The 18022-nt window shown below is 70.3% G+C and carries 18 protein-coding genes and 3 tRNA genes; 17 read left to right on the top strand and 4 right to left on the bottom strand.

Features of this window, described 5'->3' with window-relative positions; all coding sequences use genetic code 11:
* Window positions 1–67: 67 nt before the first annotated feature.
* Window positions 68–1966, bottom strand: a complete 1899-nt coding sequence (locus QTI33_RS30325; protein ID WP_286510277.1) for an ATP-binding response regulator — start codon at window positions 1964–1966, stop codon at window positions 68–70.
* A gap of 254 nt (window positions 1967–2220) precedes the next feature.
* Between QTI33_RS30325 and phnD the strand changes: the two genes are divergently transcribed.
* Both phnD and QTI33_RS30315 read left to right on the top strand, forming a co-directional pair.
* A complete protein-coding gene (phnD, locus tag QTI33_RS30320) occupies window positions 2221–3216 on the top strand; it encodes a phosphate/phosphite/phosphonate ABC transporter substrate-binding protein (protein WP_444814915.1) in 996 nt (331 codons plus the stop codon).
* A gap of 4 nt (window positions 3217–3220) precedes the next feature.
* A complete protein-coding gene (locus QTI33_RS30315; protein WP_286510275.1) occupies window positions 3221–4222 on the top strand; it encodes a phosphate/phosphite/phosphonate ABC transporter substrate-binding protein in 1002 nt (333 codons plus the stop codon).
* Here QTI33_RS30315 and QTI33_RS30310 read toward each other — a convergent pair.
* The gene (locus QTI33_RS30310) at window positions 4219–4611 is read right to left on the bottom strand and encodes a hypothetical protein (RefSeq protein WP_286510274.1); all 393 of its coding nucleotides are present in this window, start codon (window positions 4609–4611) and stop codon (window positions 4219–4221) included. The genes QTI33_RS30315 and QTI33_RS30310 overlap by 4 nt on opposite strands.
* A gap of 101 nt (window positions 4612–4712) precedes the next feature.
* Between QTI33_RS30310 and fusA the strand changes: the two genes are divergently transcribed.
* Window positions 4713–6773, top strand: coding sequence for an elongation factor G (gene fusA, locus QTI33_RS30305; protein ID WP_286510273.1), 2061 nt, complete (start codon window positions 4713–4715; stop codon window positions 6771–6773).
* Between the two features lie 6 nt (window positions 6774–6779).
* Here the strand turns inward: fusA and QTI33_RS30300 are convergent, their stop codons facing one another.
* Complete coding sequence (locus QTI33_RS30300) at window positions 6780–8111, bottom strand: DotU family type IV/VI secretion system protein (RefSeq protein ID WP_286510272.1); 1332 nt, start codon at window positions 8109–8111, stop codon at window positions 6780–6782.
* Between the two features lie 252 nt (window positions 8112–8363).
* Here QTI33_RS30300 and QTI33_RS30295 point away from each other — a divergent pair, with 252 nt between their 5' ends.
* Window positions 8364–9050, top strand: coding sequence for a response regulator transcription factor (locus QTI33_RS30295; protein WP_286510271.1), 687 nt, complete (start codon window positions 8364–8366; stop codon window positions 9048–9050).
* A gap of 39 nt (window positions 9051–9089) precedes the next feature.
* Window positions 9090–9806, top strand: coding sequence for a phosphoglycolate phosphatase (gene gph / locus QTI33_RS30290; RefSeq protein ID WP_286510270.1), 717 nt, complete (start codon window positions 9090–9092; stop codon window positions 9804–9806).
* Here gph and QTI33_RS30285 read toward each other — a convergent pair.
* Window positions 9767–10360 carry a chalcone isomerase family protein gene (locus tag QTI33_RS30285; RefSeq protein ID WP_286510269.1) on the bottom strand — a complete coding sequence of 198 codons (594 nt, stop codon included), beginning with the start codon at window positions 10358–10360 and terminating at the stop codon, window positions 9767–9769. The two genes, gph and QTI33_RS30285, sit on opposite strands and share 40 nt — an antisense overlap.
* Window positions 10361–10644: 284 nt before the next feature.
* Here QTI33_RS30285 and trpE point away from each other — a divergent pair, with 284 nt between their 5' ends.
* The 12 genes from trpE to QTI33_RS30225 form a co-directional block, all read left to right on the top strand.
* A complete protein-coding gene (gene trpE, locus QTI33_RS30280; protein ID WP_286510268.1) occupies window positions 10645–12147 on the top strand; it encodes an anthranilate synthase component I in 1503 nt (500 codons plus the stop codon).
* Entirely contained in the window at window positions 12144–12533 is a 390-nt protein-coding gene (locus QTI33_RS30275) for a GxxExxY protein (RefSeq protein ID WP_286510267.1), read from the top strand. Before trpE ends, QTI33_RS30275 begins: the two co-directional genes overlap by 4 nt.
* Window positions 12530–13114, top strand: a complete 585-nt coding sequence (locus tag QTI33_RS30270; RefSeq protein ID WP_286510265.1) for an aminodeoxychorismate/anthranilate synthase component II — start codon at window positions 12530–12532, stop codon at window positions 13112–13114. The genes QTI33_RS30275 and QTI33_RS30270 overlap by 4 nt, the downstream gene beginning before the upstream one ends.
* Window positions 13115–13119: 5 nt before the next feature.
* A complete protein-coding gene (gene ltaE / locus QTI33_RS30265) occupies window positions 13120–14178 on the top strand; it encodes a low-specificity L-threonine aldolase (protein ID WP_286510264.1) in 1059 nt (352 codons plus the stop codon).
* Window positions 14171–14827 carry a LysE family translocator gene (locus QTI33_RS30260; protein ID WP_286510262.1) on the top strand — a complete coding sequence of 219 codons (657 nt, stop codon included), beginning with the start codon at window positions 14171–14173 and terminating at the stop codon, window positions 14825–14827. Before ltaE ends, QTI33_RS30260 begins: the two co-directional genes overlap by 8 nt.
* 19 nt (window positions 14828–14846) lie before the next feature.
* Window positions 14847–15872: an anthranilate phosphoribosyltransferase gene (trpD, locus tag QTI33_RS30255; protein ID WP_286510261.1), complete on the top strand. Its 1026-nt coding sequence runs from the start codon at window positions 14847–14849 to the stop codon at window positions 15870–15872.
* A gap of 14 nt (window positions 15873–15886) precedes the next feature.
* The gene (gene trpC, locus QTI33_RS30250) at window positions 15887–16687 is read left to right on the top strand and encodes an indole-3-glycerol phosphate synthase TrpC (protein WP_286510260.1); all 801 of its coding nucleotides are present in this window, start codon (window positions 15887–15889) and stop codon (window positions 16685–16687) included.
* Complete coding sequence (locus QTI33_RS30245; RefSeq protein WP_286510259.1) at window positions 16684–17406, top strand: uracil-DNA glycosylase; 723 nt, start codon at window positions 16684–16686, stop codon at window positions 17404–17406. Before trpC ends, QTI33_RS30245 begins: the two co-directional genes overlap by 4 nt.
* 96 nt (window positions 17407–17502) lie before the next feature.
* A tRNA-Tyr gene (locus QTI33_RS30240) sits at window positions 17503–17588 on the top strand.
* 66 nt (window positions 17589–17654) lie between these two features.
* Window positions 17655–17728 (top strand) — tRNA-Gly (locus tag QTI33_RS30235).
* 39 nt (window positions 17729–17767) lie between these two features.
* Window positions 17768–17842, top strand: a tRNA-Thr gene (locus QTI33_RS30230).
* Window positions 17833–18022: GTP-binding protein (locus tag QTI33_RS30225; protein ID WP_286510258.1), on the top strand; the 190-nt coding region annotated here is incomplete at its 3' end. The genes QTI33_RS30230 and QTI33_RS30225, both read left to right, overlap by 10 nt.

Below are 18022 nucleotides of genomic sequence, written 5' to 3'. Positions count from 1 at the left end.
GGGGGCGGAAATCCGCAGCCTGTCGGTCTATGCCGGACGACGTACGGGCGCGTCCGACGGCGGGCGCTTACAGGGCCGCGGCGGCGCTGCGCACCGCGGCCAGCTGGCTGTTGATCGCCTGGCGCAGCACCCGCGGCGAGACCGGCTTGTAGAGCACCGCGACGCCGGCGCTGGCGACTTCACGCAGGCGGTCGGGCTTGGTCTCGCCGGTCACCAGCAGCCGCGCGGTCGACGCCCCGATGCCGCGGGGATGGCGTTCCAGCGCTGCGATCACGTCGAGCCCGTTGTCCCCGCCCTGCAGCAGCAGGTCGCTCACGACGATGTCGGGCGGCCGCTCCCAGGCGTCGGCCAGCGCCAGGGCCTCGGAGCGGCTCTGCGCCGCCAGCACCCGCGCGCCCCAGTTCGCCAGCACCACCTGCAGGCCCTCGAGGATGGTGCGCTCGTCGTCGATCACCAGCACCACCGTGTCGACCAGGCTGGCATCGTCGTCGGCCGGCGGGCCGAACGGCTGCGTGGGCGGCGCCGGCAGGTTGGGCGCGGGTGCCGTCGCGCGCACCGGCACCCGTACGCAGGTGCCCTTGTGCGGCCGGGAAATGAGCTCGACCCGGGTGTTGAGCAGGGCCGCGAGCCGCTGCACCGTGGCCAGGCCCAGCCCCATGCCGCGCGACTCCCGGCCGCCCTGCCGGCCCTGCGGCTCGACCTGGTAGAACTCCTCGAAGACCCGCGGCTGGTGATGGGCGGCGATGCCGATGCCGGTGTCCCAGACGTCGATGCGGATCGCCTTGCCGCGCCGCCGGGCCCCGACCAGGATGCCGCCCTCGATGGTGTGGCGCAGCGAGTTCGAGACCAGGTTGTTGAGGATGCGCGACAGCATCACGTAGTCGCAGCGCACCCAGGCCTCGGTCTTGCGCACCACCAGCCGCAGGTTCTTCTGCTCGGCCACGGCGCGGAAGTTGCGGCTGATCTCGTCGAACAGGGTGTCGAGCGGGAAGTCGGTCCATTGCGGCTGGAGCACGCCGGCGTCGAGCTGCGAGAGGTTCAGCAGTTCCGAGAACAGCCGGTCCAGCGACTCGACGCACTCCCGGATGTGGCCGATGCGCTGCAGCCGTACCGGATCGGTCTCGCCCTTGGCCAGGCCGTCCGAGAACAGGGTCAGCGCATGCAGCGGCTGCCGCAGGTCGTGGCTGGCGGCGGCCAGCAAGCGGGTCTTGGCCTGGCTGGCGACCTCCAGCTGCTGGTTCTTCCTGGCCAGCTCGGCGGTGGCGTCGACGATGCGGCTCTCGAGCTGGTCGCGGCTGTCCAGCAGCGCCCGCGCCGCCAGGTTGAAGCCGTGCTGCAGCCGCCGCACCTCGGCCGAGCCGGCGATCTCGACCTGCGCGTCTTCGCCGGCGCCGAGTCGGTCGACCGCCTCGCCGAGCGCCTGGATCGGCGCGCTGATGCGCCGCGCCGCCCACCAGCCGGCCAGCCCGACGCCGACCAGGCTGGCGCCCAGCACGATCACGACATTGAGCCAGACCGCCTGCTTGGCGCTCGCCACCGCGTCCAGGCTCATCTCGACCATCACCTTGCCGTTGTGCCTGCCGTCCTCGCCGGTGATCGGGGCGACCACCTGCAGCCCGTCGCCGCGCTGCCGGTCCACGGTTTCCGCATTGGCGACGATTTCGCCTTCTTCCGACCAGATCTGCACCTGCTGCACATGCGGCTGGAAGCTGCCGGACAGCGCGGTGCGCTGCAGCGCCCGACGGTCCATGTGCTGCATCTGCGACTGGGCCACCGTCGCCACCTGCAGCGCCACCGTCTGGGCGTTGGCGCGCATCAGCGCAGTCAGGTTGTCCAGGTGCTGGCGCGTCAGCACCGCGATCGCGCCCAGGGTCGCGACGGTCGCCGGCAGCAGCGCCAGCAGGACCAGCTGCTGCGCCAGCGTCAGACCTGCCAGCAGGCGCAGGGCGCGGAAGGACCAGCTCACCGAGGAGCTCGATCGGCTGCGGCTGTCAGCCACTGGGCGGCACCCGGTTGCGCATGGTTCAAGGAAAATGACACGTTTACTGCTTAAGTTGGTTTCTAATTGTGTTGTAGGCAGCACTCGCTTGACCAGCCCGTTCGGCTCGTCCGGCGGTACGTTTCAGAAAGATGCAGGTTCACGCCCTCTGCGCTCCCCCTGTTGTCGCGGCTTTCCGGCCGGATCGGTTCCGGGCCGGGGCGGCGCGCGTGGGGGCCTGGATGCTGCGCGCCGGGCTCGCGCTGGCGCTGGGCTGGCAGCTCGGGGCGGCGGCGCAGCCGGCCGGCGGGGCCGGCGCGGCCGTGCGCTTCGGCATCCTGCCGCTGGGCGGGGCCTTCGAGTCGCGCAATGACTGGGAGCCGCTGCTGGCGGACCTGCGGCGCGCCATCGGCCGGCCGGTCACCATGCTGTCGGTCACCTCGTACGAGGCCCTGGAGCAGGCGATCCAGCGCGACCAGGTCGACATGGCCTTCCTGTCCGGCAAGATGGCGCTCGACGCCGTGACGCTGCGGCGCATGAAGGTGGTGGCCCAGGTGACGCGCCACGACGGCCTGCCGGGCTACCGCGCGCTGCTGCTGACGCGCAAGTCGGGCCCCCGTACCTCGCTCAAGGACCTGCTGGCCGAACCCGAGGGCTGGCGCCTGGCGCGCGGCGAGAGCCGGTCGGTGTCGGGCTTCATCGTGCCGCAGCTGCAGCTCTTCCTGCCCAACCACATCGCGATGGAGACCCGCTTCCGCAGCGAAGTGGTGGGCACCCACCAGGTGACCGCGCTGGCGGTGGCGAACGGCGAGGCCGACGTCGCCACCAACAACACGGCCGACTTCGAACGCTTCCGGCAGCAGTTCCCGGCCGAGGCCGACCGGCTGCAGGTGATCTGGGAGTCGGAACTGATTCCGCATGCGCAGATCGTGATCCGGCGCGACTACGGGCCCGAGTTCGAGAAGAAGGTTCAGCTCTTCCTGGTCGAGTACGCCCGGGGCAAGGGTCCGCGCGGCGACGGCGAGCGCGCGGTGCTGAAGTCGCTGCACGACCTGGCCGGCTTCGTCGCGGCCGACAACAGCTCGCTGCTGCCGGCCGCCAAGCTGGCCTACCAGCTGGCGCGGCAGAGCACCATGACCTCGCAATGGGTCAACGAGGCGGCGCGCCAGGCGCGGCTGCAGCGCATCGAATCCACCTACGCCGAGCAGGTGACGGTCTTGCGCGCGGGCGCGCCGTGAGGGCATGCTGAGGCGAACCTGGCTGGCGATCGCGCCCGTGGCGCTGGCCGCCGCGCTCGGCTGGCACGCCGCGGCCGGAGCGCAGGCCGCGCCGGCCGAGCTGCGCTTCGGCGTGCTGCCGGTCGGCGGCGTGGTCGAGTCGCGCGAAAGCTGGACCCCGCTGCTGGCCGAGCTGAGCCGCGCCTTGGGCCGGCCCGTGACGGTGCATTCGGCCACCACCTACGAGGCGCTCGGCGAGGCCATCCGGCGGCGCCAGGTCGACCTTAGCCTGCTGTCGGCCCAGCTCGCGCTCGATGCCGTGAGCCAGCGCCGGATGGTGGTGCTGGCCCAGGTCGAGCGGCATGGCGGCACGCCCGACCACCGCGCCGTGCTGCTGGTGCGCAAGGACGGGCCGCCCGGGCCGCTCGCCGACCTGCTGGCCCGGCCGGAGCGCTGGCGCCTGGCGCGCGGCGACAGCCGGTCGGTGTCGGGCTTCATCCTGCCGCAGGTCCAGCTGTTCCTGCCGAACCGGATCGCGATGGAGACCCGCTTCCAGAGCGAGATCGTCGGCACCCACCAGGCCACGGCACTGGCGGTGGCCAACGGCGACGCCGACGTGGCGACCAACAACACCACCGATTTCGAGCGCTTCCGCGTCCAGTTCCCGGCCGAGGCCGAGCGCCTGCAGGTGATCTGGCAGTCGGAGCCGACGCCGCCAGCCCAGGTCCTGGTGCGCAGCGACGTGCCGCCGGAGTTGCAGAAGAAGCTGCGCGCCTTCCTGGTGGCCTACGGGCGCGGCAGCGGGCCGCGTGCCGTGGCCCAGCGCGAGGTGCTGAAGTCGCTGCGGGCCTCGCTGGGCTATGTCGCCGCCGACAACAAGGCGCTGCTGCCGGCGGCCCGGCTGCAATACCAGCTCGCCCGGCAGAGCGCGCTGAACGCGCAATGGGTCAGCGAGGCCGCGCGCGAGGCCCGGCTGCAGCGCATCGAAACGGCCTACGCGGAGCAGGTGGCGGCCCTGCAGAACTAGTCTTGCGGCCGCTCCAGCAGCCATTCGGGCGGCGCGTAGATGTCGGCGAAGCGGACGCGGGCGATCGCGTAGTGGATCTCGGTGCCCGGCGGCACGCCGATCGCCGGCAGCGCCGCCTGCAGCAGGGCCCGTCCGGCGGCGATGTCCGAGATGTCGATGTCGACACGGGTGAACGCGACCCGGCGCCGGCCGCGCCGGGTCGGCTCGCCGAGCGAGTCGCCCCAGCCGAGCACCGAGCCGAGCCCGTCGGCGCGCAGCGCCTGGTCGATGCGTTCCTCGCGCTGGTGCCAGCGGTCGTCCACATCCTCGACGACCGGGATCTTGACGACCATGAATTCGCGGCGCTGGTAGCCCGTGGGGCCGGAGGTGGAGGCGATCGGCGGTGCCATGGCCGCCATTGTCCGGCAAGCGGCGGCTGGCGGGCCCGGCTTGCATCGGAGCGGCCGATCCCGTACGCTGGGCCGCCGCCCAGGCGCCGAGGAGACAGCCCATGCCAAGCCGAACGAACGGCCAGACGGCCGAAATGGAAGCGGTACGAACCCTGGCGCTCGTCGGCGCCTCCGCCGCCGGCAAGACCTCGCTCGCCGAGGCCCTGCTGCACAAGGCGGGTGCCATCGGCGCGCGCGGCAGCGTCGAGCGCGGCAGCACCGTGAGCGACCACGATCCCCTCGAGCGCCGCATGCAGCATTCGCTCAATGCCTCGGTCATGCATCTGACGCACGCCGGCACCCGGGTCCACTTCATCGACACGCCCGGCGGCGCCGACTTTCTCGGCCAGAGCCTGCCGGCCCTGGAAGCCGTGGAGACCGCGGCGGTGGTCGTCAACGCCGCCACCGGGATCGAGCCGATGACGCTGCGCATGATGGCCTACGCCGCCGAGCGGCACCTGGCGCGGATGGTGATCGTCAACAAGATCGACACCCAGGGCGTCGACCTCGGCGGCCTGCTGGCGCAGATCCAGGCCGCCTTCGGCCGCGAATGCCTGCCGCTGAACCTGCCGGCCGCCGGCGGCACGCAGGTGGTCGACTGCTTCTTCAACCGCGAGGGCCAGTCCGACATCGGCAGCGTCGAGGAGGCGCACCGGGCGCTGGTCGAGCAGGTGGTCGAGGTCGATGCGGCCTTCGTCGACCGCTATCTGTCCGAGGGCGACGTCGATGCCGCCGAACTGCACGCGCCGCTCGAGCAGGCGCTGCGCGAAGGCCACCTGATCCCGGTCTGCTTCGTCTCGGCGCGCAACGGCGCCGGCCTGGCGGAACTGCTCGACGTCGTCGTCAAGCTGCTGCCCGATCCGACCGAGGCCAATCCGCCGGAGTTCCTGCTCGGCGAGGGCGCCGCGGCCGAGCCGATGCAGGCCCGGCCCGACCCGTCGCTGCACGTGCTGGCCCATGTCTTCAAGGTCACGGTCGATCCCTACGTGGGCAAGCTCGGGATCTTCCGCGTCCACCAGGGCACGGTCACGCGCGACAGCCAGCTCTACATCGGCGACGGCCGCAAGCCCTTCAAGGTCGGCCACCTGTTCATGCTCCAGGGCAAGGACCACGTCGAGGTGGCGCGGGCGTTGCCGGGCGACATCGTGGCGGTGGCCAAGGTCGAGGAGATCCACTTCGACGCCGTGCTGCACGACGCCGCCGAGGACGACCACGTGCACCTGGCGCCGCTGGGCTTCCCGGTGCCGGTGCACGGCCTGGCGGTCGAGCCCAAGCGCCACGGCGACGAGCAGCGGGCCTGGGAGATCCTCGGCAAGCTGGTCGCCGAGGACCCCTGCCTGCGGGTCGAGCACGTGGTGGCCACCAACGAGACCATCATCTACGGCCTCGGCGAGCTGCACCTGCGGGTGATGCTCGAGCGGCTGCGCGAGGTCTACCGCTTCGAGGTCGAGACCCGGCCGCCGCGCATCGCCTACCGCGAGACCGTTTCCGCGCCGGCCGAGGGCCACCATCGCCACAAGAAGCAGACCGGCGGCGCCGGCCAGTTCGGCGAGGTCTTCCTGCGCATCGAGCCGCTGGCGCGCGGCGCCGGCTTCGAGTTCGCCGACGAGGTCAAGGGCGGGGCGATCCCGGGCCAGTTCATCCCGGCGGTCGAGAAGGGCGTGCGCGAGGTGCTGGTGTCGGGCGCGATCGCCGGCTACCCGGTGGTCGACGTGCGGGTGGTGGTGCACGACGGCAAGCACCACAGCGTCGACAGCAAGGACATCGCCTTCGCCACCGCCGGCCGCAAGGCCTTCATGGCCGCGATCCGGGCGGCGCGGCCGATCGTGCTCGAGCCGATCGTGCAGATCGAGATCGCCGCGCCCGACCACGCGATCGGCGACGTCACCGGCGACCTGTCCTCGCGCCGCGGCCTGGTCACGGGCACCGCGAACGGCGGCGCCGGCACGGTGGTGGTCCGGGGCCAGGTGCCGATGTCGGAGCTGGCCAGCTACCAGTCGCGGCTCAACGCCATGACCAGCGGCCAGGGCCGCTACACCATCGTGCTGTCGCACTACGAGGCGGTGCCGCCGGGCACCCAGCAGACCCTGACCGCGCAGCACCGGGTGCGCGACGACGACTGAGCGGGCTCAGCGCGGCACCGTTTCGAGAAACACCACCTCGGCCACCGCGCGGGCGCCGAACTCGCCGACCGCCAGCGATTCGCGCAGCCGCTGCAGGTAGGCCGAGGCCAGCTCGAAGGGCGGCCGCTCCGACGCCTGGGCGAAGGGCATGGGCGAGGACAGCGCGGTCACCAGCACCGTGCCGAAGGGCGGCGCCGCCAGCCAGCTCGACGGCAGGTCGCGTCCGAGCTCGATGATCTCGCCGGCGGCCAGGCGCAGCTGCACCGGCCCCGCGTTGAGGTGCAGCACGGCGCCGTCGGCCGTGTAGTAGTCGACCCACAGGTAGCCGTCGCGCTGCGCGTTCGTGACCTCGATCAGGACCCGGTCGCCCTCCCGCAGGCGGCCCGTCGGCGCCGTCGGCGTGGCGATCGCCAGCCCGAGGGCCAGCTCGCGGTTGCGCGCCTGGTAGGGCTTGAGCAAGGCCAGCACCTCGCAGTGCGGCCAGATCCGCAGCTGGAGGTCGAACGCCGCGGCGCTGACCCCCGGCAGCGCGCGCACGTCGTGCTGCACCTGCGCCATCTCCTCGGCGTGCGAGACGAAGCCCTGCACCCGCGCCTGGCCATCGGGCGCGACCGTGGCGGACAGGTCCGCGCAGGCATAGGTCTGGAGTTGCTGGTCGACGCGCTGGGCCAGCGTCGGCGGCGCTTCGCGCGGTCCCGCGAACATGAACCAGAGCGCGTAGCCCTGCGCGACCAGCAGCGCCAGCGCCGCGCCGGCACGCAGCAGCTGCGCGCGCCGGCGCCCCTGCGGATCGCGCGGGCCGGCCGGCTCGGGCAGGCCGTCGGGCGGCGGCGCGAGGGTGTCCCGGGCCGCGTCGTCGCTCGGCGCCGGCCGCAGCGCGAGCTGCTCGGCGTGCAGCGCCCGGAGCTTGCCGAGCTCGCCGCGGTCGTCATGCTCGAAGTAGTACTGGCCCTTGAAGCCGAGCGCCAGGACGCGGCAGTAGACCTCGTGCACCTCCTCGTCGCCGGCCGCGAGCGTCGACAGGTGATGGAAGAACTCGCTGGCGGCATTGCTGGAATTGAACAGCTGCAGCTGCAGCGGCGATCCGCCCGCGTTCTTGCAGCCGGGGTGGCGCGCGAGGATCTCGTCGATCCAGGCGACCATCGCGAAGCGCGCCGATTCGACCGCCGCGGCGGGTCGGCCGAGCGCCAGGGCCGCTCCCCCGGCCTCTTCCAGCAGGTCGAGCGCCTGCTGCCGGGCGCGCTCGCAGCCGGGCTCGGCACGGCCCGCCGCGATCGATGCATCGAGGCCGAGCCCGAACGAGACGAAGCCGGAGAAGCAGTCGAGCAGGCGCGCCATTCAGCCCTCGCGGCCAGGCCTGTTCACGCCGGGGCGCGGCGGCCGATCGGAGCCTTGCGGTTGCGCCTGCCTCGTTGGCACATGCCCTTGTCCCCGGTCGTTCTTGGATGCGAAACATTCTTTCATCGTCGGCCGCCGGCGCCATATCGCTTGGGAGCTATGTCGTTCGGGCAGCGAAATCCGCCTTGATGCGCGTCCCGTTCACCGTTATCGTCGGCCTGCCCGTATTCATCCATGACGCTGGGGAAAGCCATGAAAATCCTGATCGCCGACGACCACCGGCTCGTCATCGAGGCGGTCAAGGCCAAGCTGTCGGAGCTCGAGGCCGGCATCGACTTCGTCCTGGCCATGAGCGTCGACGAGTTGCTCGCCAGTGCCAGCGACGACCTCGACCTGGCCGTGATCGACCTCAACATGCCCGGTGCCGAGGGCCAGGCCCACATCGACGAGATCCGCCGCCGCCTGCCGGCCGTGCCGGTCATCGTGCTCTCGGGCTACGAAGACCCGGCCGTGATGCGCAGCGTGCTCGAGCGCGGCGTGCTCGGCTTCATTCCCAAGGCCTATTCGCCGGAGGTCATGCTGTCGGCGGTGCGGCTGGTGCTGGCCGGCGGCGTCTACGTGCCGCCGATGATGCTGTCGTCGCTGCCGCCCGGCGTGGTCGCCGGCATCCCGGGCATCGGCGCCGGCGCCGACGCGGCGCAGCGCGGATCGAATGCCGCCGCGGCCCAGACGCTCGAACACCTGCGCAACGTGCTGACCGAACGCCAGGTCGAGGTGCTGCAGCTGCTGTCGCAGGGCAAGCCCAACAAGCTGATCGGACGCGCCCTCGGCATCAGCGAGGGCACGGTCAAGATCCACCTGGCGGCGATCTTCCGTGCGCTCAACGTGCGCAACCGCACCGAGGCGGTGGTCGCGGCCCAGACCGTGACCGAGGCCTGAAGCGGGGCCTTGCCGCATCGCTGCGGCAGCCGGACCTCTATGATCCGGCGCGTGAAACCGCCATCCATCGATCTTTCCCGCTTCGACGCCGCGATCGTCGACCTCGACGGCACCCTGGTCGACACCCTCGGCGATTTCGTCGCCGCCCTGAACCTCATGCTGTGCGACCTGTCGCTGCCGGCGGTCGATGCGCCGGCCGTCGAGACCATGGTCGGCAAGGGCTCCGAACACCTGATCGCGTCGGTGCTGCGCCATGTCGGCGCCGACGCGGCGCTCTACGAGCGCGCCTGGGACCGCTATCAGCACCACTACCTCGCGATCAACGGTGCGCATTCCCGGGTCTACGACGGCGTGGTCGACGGGCTCACGGCATTGCGGGCGCGCGGCCTGCGCCTGGCCTGCCTGACCAACAAGCCGACCGCCTTCGCGCTGCCGCTCTTGGCCGCCAAGGGCCTCGACCGCTGTTTCGAGCAGGTCTTCGGCGGCGATGCCTTCGAGCGCAAGAAGCCCGATCCGCTGCCCTTGCTCAAGACCTGCGAAGCGCTCGGCACGCTGCCGGCGCGCACGCTGATGGTGGGTGACTCCAGCAACGACGCCCGGGCCGCGCGCGCCGCCGGCTGCCCGGTGGTGCTGGTCAGCTATGGCTACAACCACGGCGAGCCGGTGCGCGGCGTGGACGCCGACGGTTTCGTCGATTCGCTGCTCGAACTGAGCGCTCAGGATGACTTGCCGAGCAGCGCGTCCTTGAGCTTGTAGTCGGCCGGCGACGGCCCGATCCAGATGCGCAGCAGCGCATTGAAGAAGGCCTGCTCCTTGATCGGCTCGCCCTGCGGCACGCCGCGCACCGTCACCAGGCTGCCGCTGCCCGGAATCCAGTCGACGGTGAAGCTGTCGCCCGCCTTCAGCTGCTTCTGGTCGGCGAACATCTGGCCCATGCGCAGCAGGCCGGGGATCAGCTGCGACATCTCGCTCTTGGGCGAGTTGTCCTCGACCCCGCGCGTGAACAGCTTGCCGAGTTCGTTGGCGTCGATGTCGCGCAGCATGGTGATGGTCACGCGCTTCGGCCCCGGCGCGGCCAGCACCTCCTCGACGGTGTCGGCCTTCTTGCCCAGGTAGAGCCCGGCGGTGTAGACCTTGAAGACGGCCTTGTAGCGCACGCCGGCGCCGTTCAGCAGCAGCTTGCTGCCGCGCAGGTCGATCTGGTCGTCGAGCTTGACGCCCGCGACGTCGACCTGGGCGGCCGATGCCGCGAGCGACGCGAGGGCAAGGGTGGACAGCGCGAGCAGGCGCCGCAGGTCGAAGGAAGGCATCAGGGTCTCCGTGGGACGCAGGGATTTCTTAAAGAGCCCCAATGTATCTTTTTGTATGCGCCTTGTCCCTGGGCTAAACTCCCGATTCCATGTTCATTCACAACGTCACTCAGACAGGTCAAGGCAGCCGGGGAGCCTGGCCTTGGCGCACGCCATCGTCGTTGCCTGTCTGATTGCACGGCGCACGCCGTGCGCCCGCGGCCTTCGGTTCACCTGAACCGGCCAACCAGAATGACCCCGCCAGCGACCATCGAAGCGTCCGCTGGCCGACGGAGACCCCACCCGTGATCACCGAACTCGAATTCAAGAGCCTCAGCGCGCAGGGCTACAACCGCATCCCGCTGATGGTCGAGGCCTTCGCCGACCTCGAAACGCCGCTGTCCCTCTATCTCAAACTGGCCTACACCAAGGACAGCGGCAAGCACAGCTTCCTGCTCGAATCGGTGGTCGGCGGCGAGCGCTTCGGCCGCTACAGCTTCATCGGCCTGCCGGCGCGCACGCTGCTGCGGGCCAGCGGCTTCGGCGCCGACGCCCTCACCGAGGTTGTAACGGACGGCCAAGTCGTGGAAAAAGCCCATGGCAACCCGCTCGATTTCGTTGCGGCCTACCAACAGCGTTTCAAGGTGGCGCTGCGTCCGGGCCTGCCGCGCTTCTGCGGCGGCCTGGCTGGCTACTTCGGCTACGACACCGTGCGCCACATCGAGAAGAAGCTCGAGCAGAGCTGCCCGCCCGACACCCTGGGCTGCCCCGACATCCTGCTGCTGCAGTGCGAAGAGCTGGCGGTGATCGACAACCTCTCGGGCAAGCTCTACCTGATCGTCTACGCCGACCCGGCCCAGCCCGAGGCCTATGCCAACGCCAAGCGCCGGCTGCGCGAACTGCGCGACCAGCTCAAGTACTCGGTCAGCGCGCCGCAGGTGAAGGCGAGCCAGGCGCACCCGGCGCAGCGCAGCTTCGCCAAGGCCGACTACCTGGCGGCGGTCGAGCGCGCCAAGGAGCTGATCGCGGCCGGCGACTTCATGCAGGTGCAGGTCGGCCAGCGCATCAGCAAGCGCTACACCGAGTCGCCGCTGTCGCTGTACCGCGCGCTGCGCTCGTTGAATCCGTCGCCCTACATGTACTACTACCACCTGGGCGATTTCCACGTGGTGGGCGCCTCGCCCGAGATCCTGGTGCGCCAGGAGCACACCGGCGAGGGCGAGCAGAAGATCACCATCCGCCCGCTGGCCGGCACCCGGCCGCGCGGCGCCTCGCCCGAGCTCGACCGCGCGGCCGAGGTCGAGCTCATCAACGACCCCAAGGAGCGCGCCGAGCACGTGATGCTGATCGACCTGGCGCGCAACGACATCGGCCGCATCGCCAAGACCGGCACGGTGAAGGTGACCGAGGCCTTCGCGGTCGAGCGCTACAGCCACGTGATGCACATCGTGAGCAATGTCGAAGGCACGCTCAAGGACGGCATGGCCGCGATCGACGTGCTCAAGGCCACCTTCCCGGCCGGCACCCTCACGGGCGCGCCCAAGGTGCATGCGATGGAGCTGATCGACCAGCTCGAGCCGACCAAGCGCGGCCTCTACGGCGGCGCCTGCGGCTACATCAGCTATGCCGGCGACATGGACGTCGCGATCGCGATCCGCACCGGCATCGTCAAGGACCAGATGCTCCACGTGCAGGCCGCGGCCGGCGTGGTGGCCGACTCGGTGCCCGAACTCGAATGGAAAGAGACCGAGGCCAAGGCGCGGGCCTTGCTGCGCGCTGCCGAGCTGGTCGAGGAAGGCCTGGAATGAGCACCGAAGACAACAACAACGACTTCTCCCACGAGATCATCGGTGCCGCGGTCGAGGTGCAGCGGGTGCTGGGCACCGGCCTGCCCGAAGCGGTCTACGCGGCCGCTCTCGAGATCGAACTCGCCGAGCGCGAGATCGGCTTCCAGCGCAACGTGCCGGTCGACGCCAGCTACAAGGGCCGTTCGCTCGGCGAGGTCTGCCGCGCGGCCTTCGTGGTCGAGCAGTCGGTGGTGGTCGAGGTCAGGGCGGTCGACGCGCTCAACGACCTGCACCGCGCGCAGGCCCAGGCCGCCGTGCGCCTGTCGGGCCTGCGGCTGGGCCTCCTGATCAACTTCAACGTGTTCCCCGTGGTCAAGGGCGTGCACCGGATCGGAGTCAAGCCATGAAGCTCCTGATGATCGACAACTACGACAGCTTCACCTACAACCTGGTGCAGTATTTCGGCGAGCTCGGCGCCGAGGTCGAGGTGCATCGCAACGACGAGATCACGCTCGAAGGCCTGCAGGCGCGCATCGCCGGGGGCGTCGACCGGCTGGTGGTCTCGCCGGGGCCGTGCTCGCCGGCCGAGGCGGGCGTCTCGGTGGCGGCGATCCAGGCCTTCGCGGGCCAGCTGCCGATCCTCGGCGTCTGCCTCGGGCACCAGGCGATCGGCGCCGCCTTCGGCGGCCGGATCATCCGTGCCCAGCAGCTGATGCACGGCAAGGTCAGCCAGATCACGACCACGCGCGAGGGCGTCTTCGCCGGCCTGCCCGAGAAGTTCAGCGTCAACCGCTACCACTCGCTGGCGATCGAGCGCGCCTCCTGCCCCGAGGCGCTGGCGCTCACCGCCTGGACCGACGACGGCGAGATCATGGGCGTGCGCCACACCGGCTTCGCCCATGCGGTGCGTGTCGAAGGCGTGCAGTTCCACCCCGAATCGATCCTCACCGAGCATGGCCACGCGATGCTCAAGAACTTCCTGGAGTGACGCGAATGAGCCATCCCTCGTCCAAGGTCGTCGACCTGCGCAGCGACACCGTGACCCAGCCGACCGACGCCATGCGCGCCGCCATGCTCGCGGCACCGCTCGGCGACGACGTGTTCGCCGACGACCCGAGCGTCAACGCGCTGCAGCGGCAGATCGCCGAGCTGCTGGGCTTCGAGGCGGCGCTGTTCGTGCCCACCGGCACGCAAAGCAACCTCTGCGCGATCCTCTCGCACTGCCAGCGCGGTGACGAATACATCGTCGGCCAGCAGGCGCACTGCTACCGCTGGGAAGGCGGCGGCGCGGCGGTGTTCGGCAGCGTGCAGCCGCAGCCGCTCGACCACCAGCCCGATGGCACGCTGGCGCTGGACGCGATCGAGGCCGCCATCAAGCCCGACGACGCGCACTTCGCGCGCACCCGGCTGCTGGCGCTCGAGAACACGCTGGGCGGCAAGCTGCTGCCCTTCGCCTACGTGGAGCAGGCCACCCAACTCGCGCAGCGCAAGGGCCTGGCGCGCCACCTCGACGGCGCCCGGCTCTTCAACGCCGCCACCGCGCAGGCGGCCACGCTCGGCACCGAGGTGCGCGCCGAGGCGCGGCGGATCGCCGGCTGCTTCGACAGCGTGTCGGTCTGCTTCAGCAAGGGCCTGGGCGCGCCGGTCGGCTCGGCGCTGTGCGGTTCGCGCGAGTTCATCGCGCGCGCCCACCGTATCCGCAAGATGGCGGGCGGCGGCATGCGACAGGCCGGGCTGCTGGCCGCGGCCGCGGCCTACGCGCTCGACCACCATGTCGATCGCCTGGCCGACGACCATGCGCTGGCACGGCGGCTGGCCGAGGGCCTGCAAGACATCGACGGCCTGCAGGTCGAGGCGCCGCAGACCAACCTGCTGTTCGTCGACCTGACGGGCGCGGCACGTTCGCGCTCGGCCGATCTGCTGGCCCATCTGAAGGAACACGGCGTGCTCGCCACCGGCCTCTACCGGTTGCGCTTCGCCACCCATCTGGACGTCGACGCGGCCGGCATCGACCGGGCCGTCGGCGCGATCCGGAGCTTCTTCCATGCCTGACGCCCATTCCCTGCTGCTGTTCGTCGCCGCCGGCCTGCTGCTGAACCTCACGCCGGGGCCCGACGTGCTCTACATCGTGAGCCATTCGCTGCGCTCGGGCGTGCGCGCCGGCATCCTCGCGGGCTTCGGCATCACCGCCGGCTGCTTCGTCCACATCATCGCCGCGGCGCTGGGCCTGAGCGCGCTGATGGCCGCCTCCAGCACCGCCTTCACGGTGCTCAAGTGGGTTGGTGCGGCCTACCTGCTGTGGGTCGGCGTGCGGATGCTGTTTGCCCGGCCTTCCGGCGCCGCGCCGGCGCTGGCCGCGGCCGGCCCGGCGAGCGCGAAGAGCGTGTTCCTCGGCGGCTTCTGGACCAACGCCCTGAACCCCAAGGTGGCGCTGTTCTTCCTGGCCTTCGTGCCGCAGTTCATCGCGCCGGGCACCGACGACAAGGCGCTCGCCTTCTTCCTGCTGGGCGTGCTGTTCAATTTCAACGCGATCTTCGTCAACGTGGCGTGGGCGCTCGCGGCCGGCTGGACCGCGCGCCGCGTCGGCCTGGTCCAGCGCGGCATGCACTGGCTGCAGCGCGGCGCCGGCGCGCTGTTCGTCGGCTTCGGCCTGCGGCTCGCGCTCACCGACGCGCCGCTGGCTGCGCCCGCTCCCCACTGAAACCAGAGAGACACACACCATGCCCATCACTCCCCAGGAAGCCCTGCAGCGCACCGTCGAGCACCGCGAGGTGTTCCACGACGAAATGCTGCACATCGTGCGCCTCATCATGAGCGGCGAATGCTCGCCCGTGATGATGGCGGCGCTGATCACCGGCCTGCGCGTCAAGAAGGAGACCATCGGCGAGATCACCGCCGCCGCGCAGGTGATGCGCGAAGTCGCGACCAAGGTGCCGGTCAAGGACACGACGAACCTGGTCGACATCGTCGGCACCGGTGGCGACGGCTCCCACACCTTCAACATCTCGACCTGCACCATGTTCGTCGCCGCCGCGGCCGGCGCCAAGGTCAGCAAGCATGGCGGGCGCAGCGTCAGCAGCAAGTCCGGCAGCGCCGACGTGCTCGAGTCGCTGGGCATCAACATCAACCTGAAGCCCGAGCAGATCGCCAAGTGCATCGCCGACGTCGGCATCGGCTTCATGTTCGCGCCGAACCACCATCCGGCGATGAAGAACGTGGCCCCGGTGCGCAAGGAGCTCGGCATCAAGACCATCTTCAACATCCTCGGCCCGCTGACCAACCCGGCCGGCGCGCCCAACATCCTGATGGGCGTGTTCCACGCCGACCTGGTCGGCATCCAGGTGCGGGCGCTGCAGCGCCTGGGCGCCGAGCATGCGCTGGTGGTCTACGGCCGCGACGGCATGGACGAGGTCTCGCTCGGCGCCGCCACCATGGTCGGCGAACTGAAGGACGGCGAGGTGCGCGAGTACGAGCTGCACCCGGAGGATTTCGGCTTCTCGATGTCGAGCAACCGCAGCCTGCGCGTCGAGACCCCGGAGCAGTCGAAGGCGATGCTGCTCGACGTGCTCGACAACCAGCCGGGCCCGGCGCGCGACATCGTGGTGCTGAACGCCGCCGCCGCGCTGTACGCGGCCAACGTCAGCGACTCGATCGCCGCCGGGGTCGTGCGGGCGCGCGCCGCGCTCGACACCGGTGCGGCCAAGGCCAAGCTGGCCGAATTCGCTGCCGCCACCGCGGCGGCCTGAGGAGAACCCGGAACATGTCGAACACCCTGGACAAGATCGTCGCCGTCAAGCGCGAGGAGATCGCCGCCGCCAAGAAGAAAAGCCCGTTGGAGTCGGTGCGCTTCGATGCCGAGAGCCGCGTGCTGACGCGCGACTTCGTCGGCGCCCTGCGCGCCAAGATCGACGCCGGCGCCGCCGCGGTGATCGCCGAGGTCAAGAAGGCGAGCCCGAGCAAGGGCGTGCTGCGCGCCGATTTCATCCCGGCCGACATCGCGCAAAGCTACGCCGAGGGCGACGGCCAGGTCAGCGCCGCCTGCCTCTCGGTCCTGACCGACCGCCAGTTCTTCCAGGGCGGGGTCGACTACCTGAAGCAGGCCCGGGCGTCCTGCGAGCTGCCGGTGCTGCGCAAGGATTTCATCGTCGACCCCTACCAGGTCTACGAGTCGCGCGCGATGGGTGCCGACGCCATCCTGCTGATCGTCGCCTGCCTCGACGATGCCCAGATGCGCGACTACGAAGCCGTCGCGGCCGGGCTCGGCATGGCAGTGCTGGTGGAAGCGCACGACGGCGCCGAACTCGAGCGCGCCCTGAAGCTGCGCACGCCGCTGATCGGCATCAACAACCGCAACCTGCGCACCTTCGAGGTGTCGGTGCAGACCACGCTCGACCTGCGGGCCCAGGTGCCGGCCGATCGCCTGCTGGTGACCGAATCGGGCATCGCGACGCGCGACGAGGTGGCCCGGCTGCGCGCCGCCGGCATCCACGCCTTCCTGGTCGGCGAGACCTTCATGCGGGCGGACGAGCCGGGCGAGGCGCTGGCCGAGCTGTTCAGATGAGCGCTGGCGGGCAACTGGCGGCGGCCGATCCCGCCGATTGGGCGGTCGCGCCGGGCTGGCAGCCGCTGGTCGACGCCTTCTTCGCCAGTCCGGTCGGCGTCAAGCTGCGGGGCTACCTGGGCGAGCGGCTCGATGCGGGCGCCGTGATCTTTCCGCCGCAGCCGCTGCGGGCGCTCGAGCTGACGCCGCCCGAGGACGTCCGCGTCGTCATCCTCGGCCAGGACCCGTACCACGGCCGCGGCCAGGCCGAAGGGCTCGCCTTCTCGGTGGCGCCCGGCGTGCCGCTGCCGCCGTCGCTGCGCAACATCTTCAAGGAGCTGCAGCGCGACCTCGGCACGCCGCCGCCGGCCTTTCCGAACCCGGGCGGCAGCCTGGCGAAATGGGCCACGCATGGCGTGCTGCTGCTCAACACCTGCCTCACGGTGGAAGAGGGCCAGGCCGCCAGCCATTCGGGGCGCGGCTGGGAGGCGCTGACCGACGCCGTGATTCGCCACGTGACCGAGGGCGAGCGGCCGGTCGTCTTCATGCTGTGGGGGGCCCATGCCCAGAGCAAGCGGGCGCTGATCGATACAAATCGTCACAAAATTCTGCTGGCCAACCATCCTTCGCCTTTGTCGGCCTTGCGGCCCCCTCTGCCCTTCATCGGCTGCGGCCATTTCGGCCAGGCGCGCGCTTGGCGCGAAGCAGAAAGCTGGGGGTCGGGCCAAGAAGGGGCCTGATTTCGTGCGAAAATCTAAGGCTCTCGGGAAATGAGCCCGGGTAGAAGGCCTGCGATCGACCAGCCCTGCTACTCGTGCTATATTCCGAGGTTCGCCGGAGAGGTGGCCGAGTGGTTAATGGCAGCAGACTGTAAATCTGCCCTCTTACGAGTACGCTGGTTCGAATCCAGCCCTCTCCACCAGCGATGAATGGATTTTTGCAGAGCGCTTGACTGTGACCGTTGCGGCTCCCTGGTGGGTGCCACGATGCGGGAGTAGTTCAATGGTAGAACCCTAGCCTTCCAAGCTAATGACGCGGGTTCGATTCCCGTCTCCCGCTCCAGAGGTCCAGGTCAGCGTGAAGCGCAGGTTTTTTGATATCGCCCATTTGGCTCAGTGGTAGAGCACTCCCTTGGTAAGGGAGAGGTCGCGGGTCCGATTCCCGCAATGGGCACCAGTTTTGGGGTTGCAGCCGGCCGGTTGCAACCCCATGTCAGTGTGTTGATCTCGTTATTTTTCGGAGTCGAGAAAATGGCAAAAGGAAAATTCACCCGCACGAAGCCGCACGTCAACGTGGGCACGATCGGTCACGTGGACCATGGCAAGACGACGCTGACGGCGGCGATCGCCACCGTGC

Source organism: Variovorax davisae, assembly GCF_030316845.1.
GTDB lineage: Bacteria > Pseudomonadota > Gammaproteobacteria > Burkholderiales > Burkholderiaceae_C > Variovorax > Variovorax davisae.
This window is presented reverse-complemented; position numbering and strand designations above follow the sequence as displayed.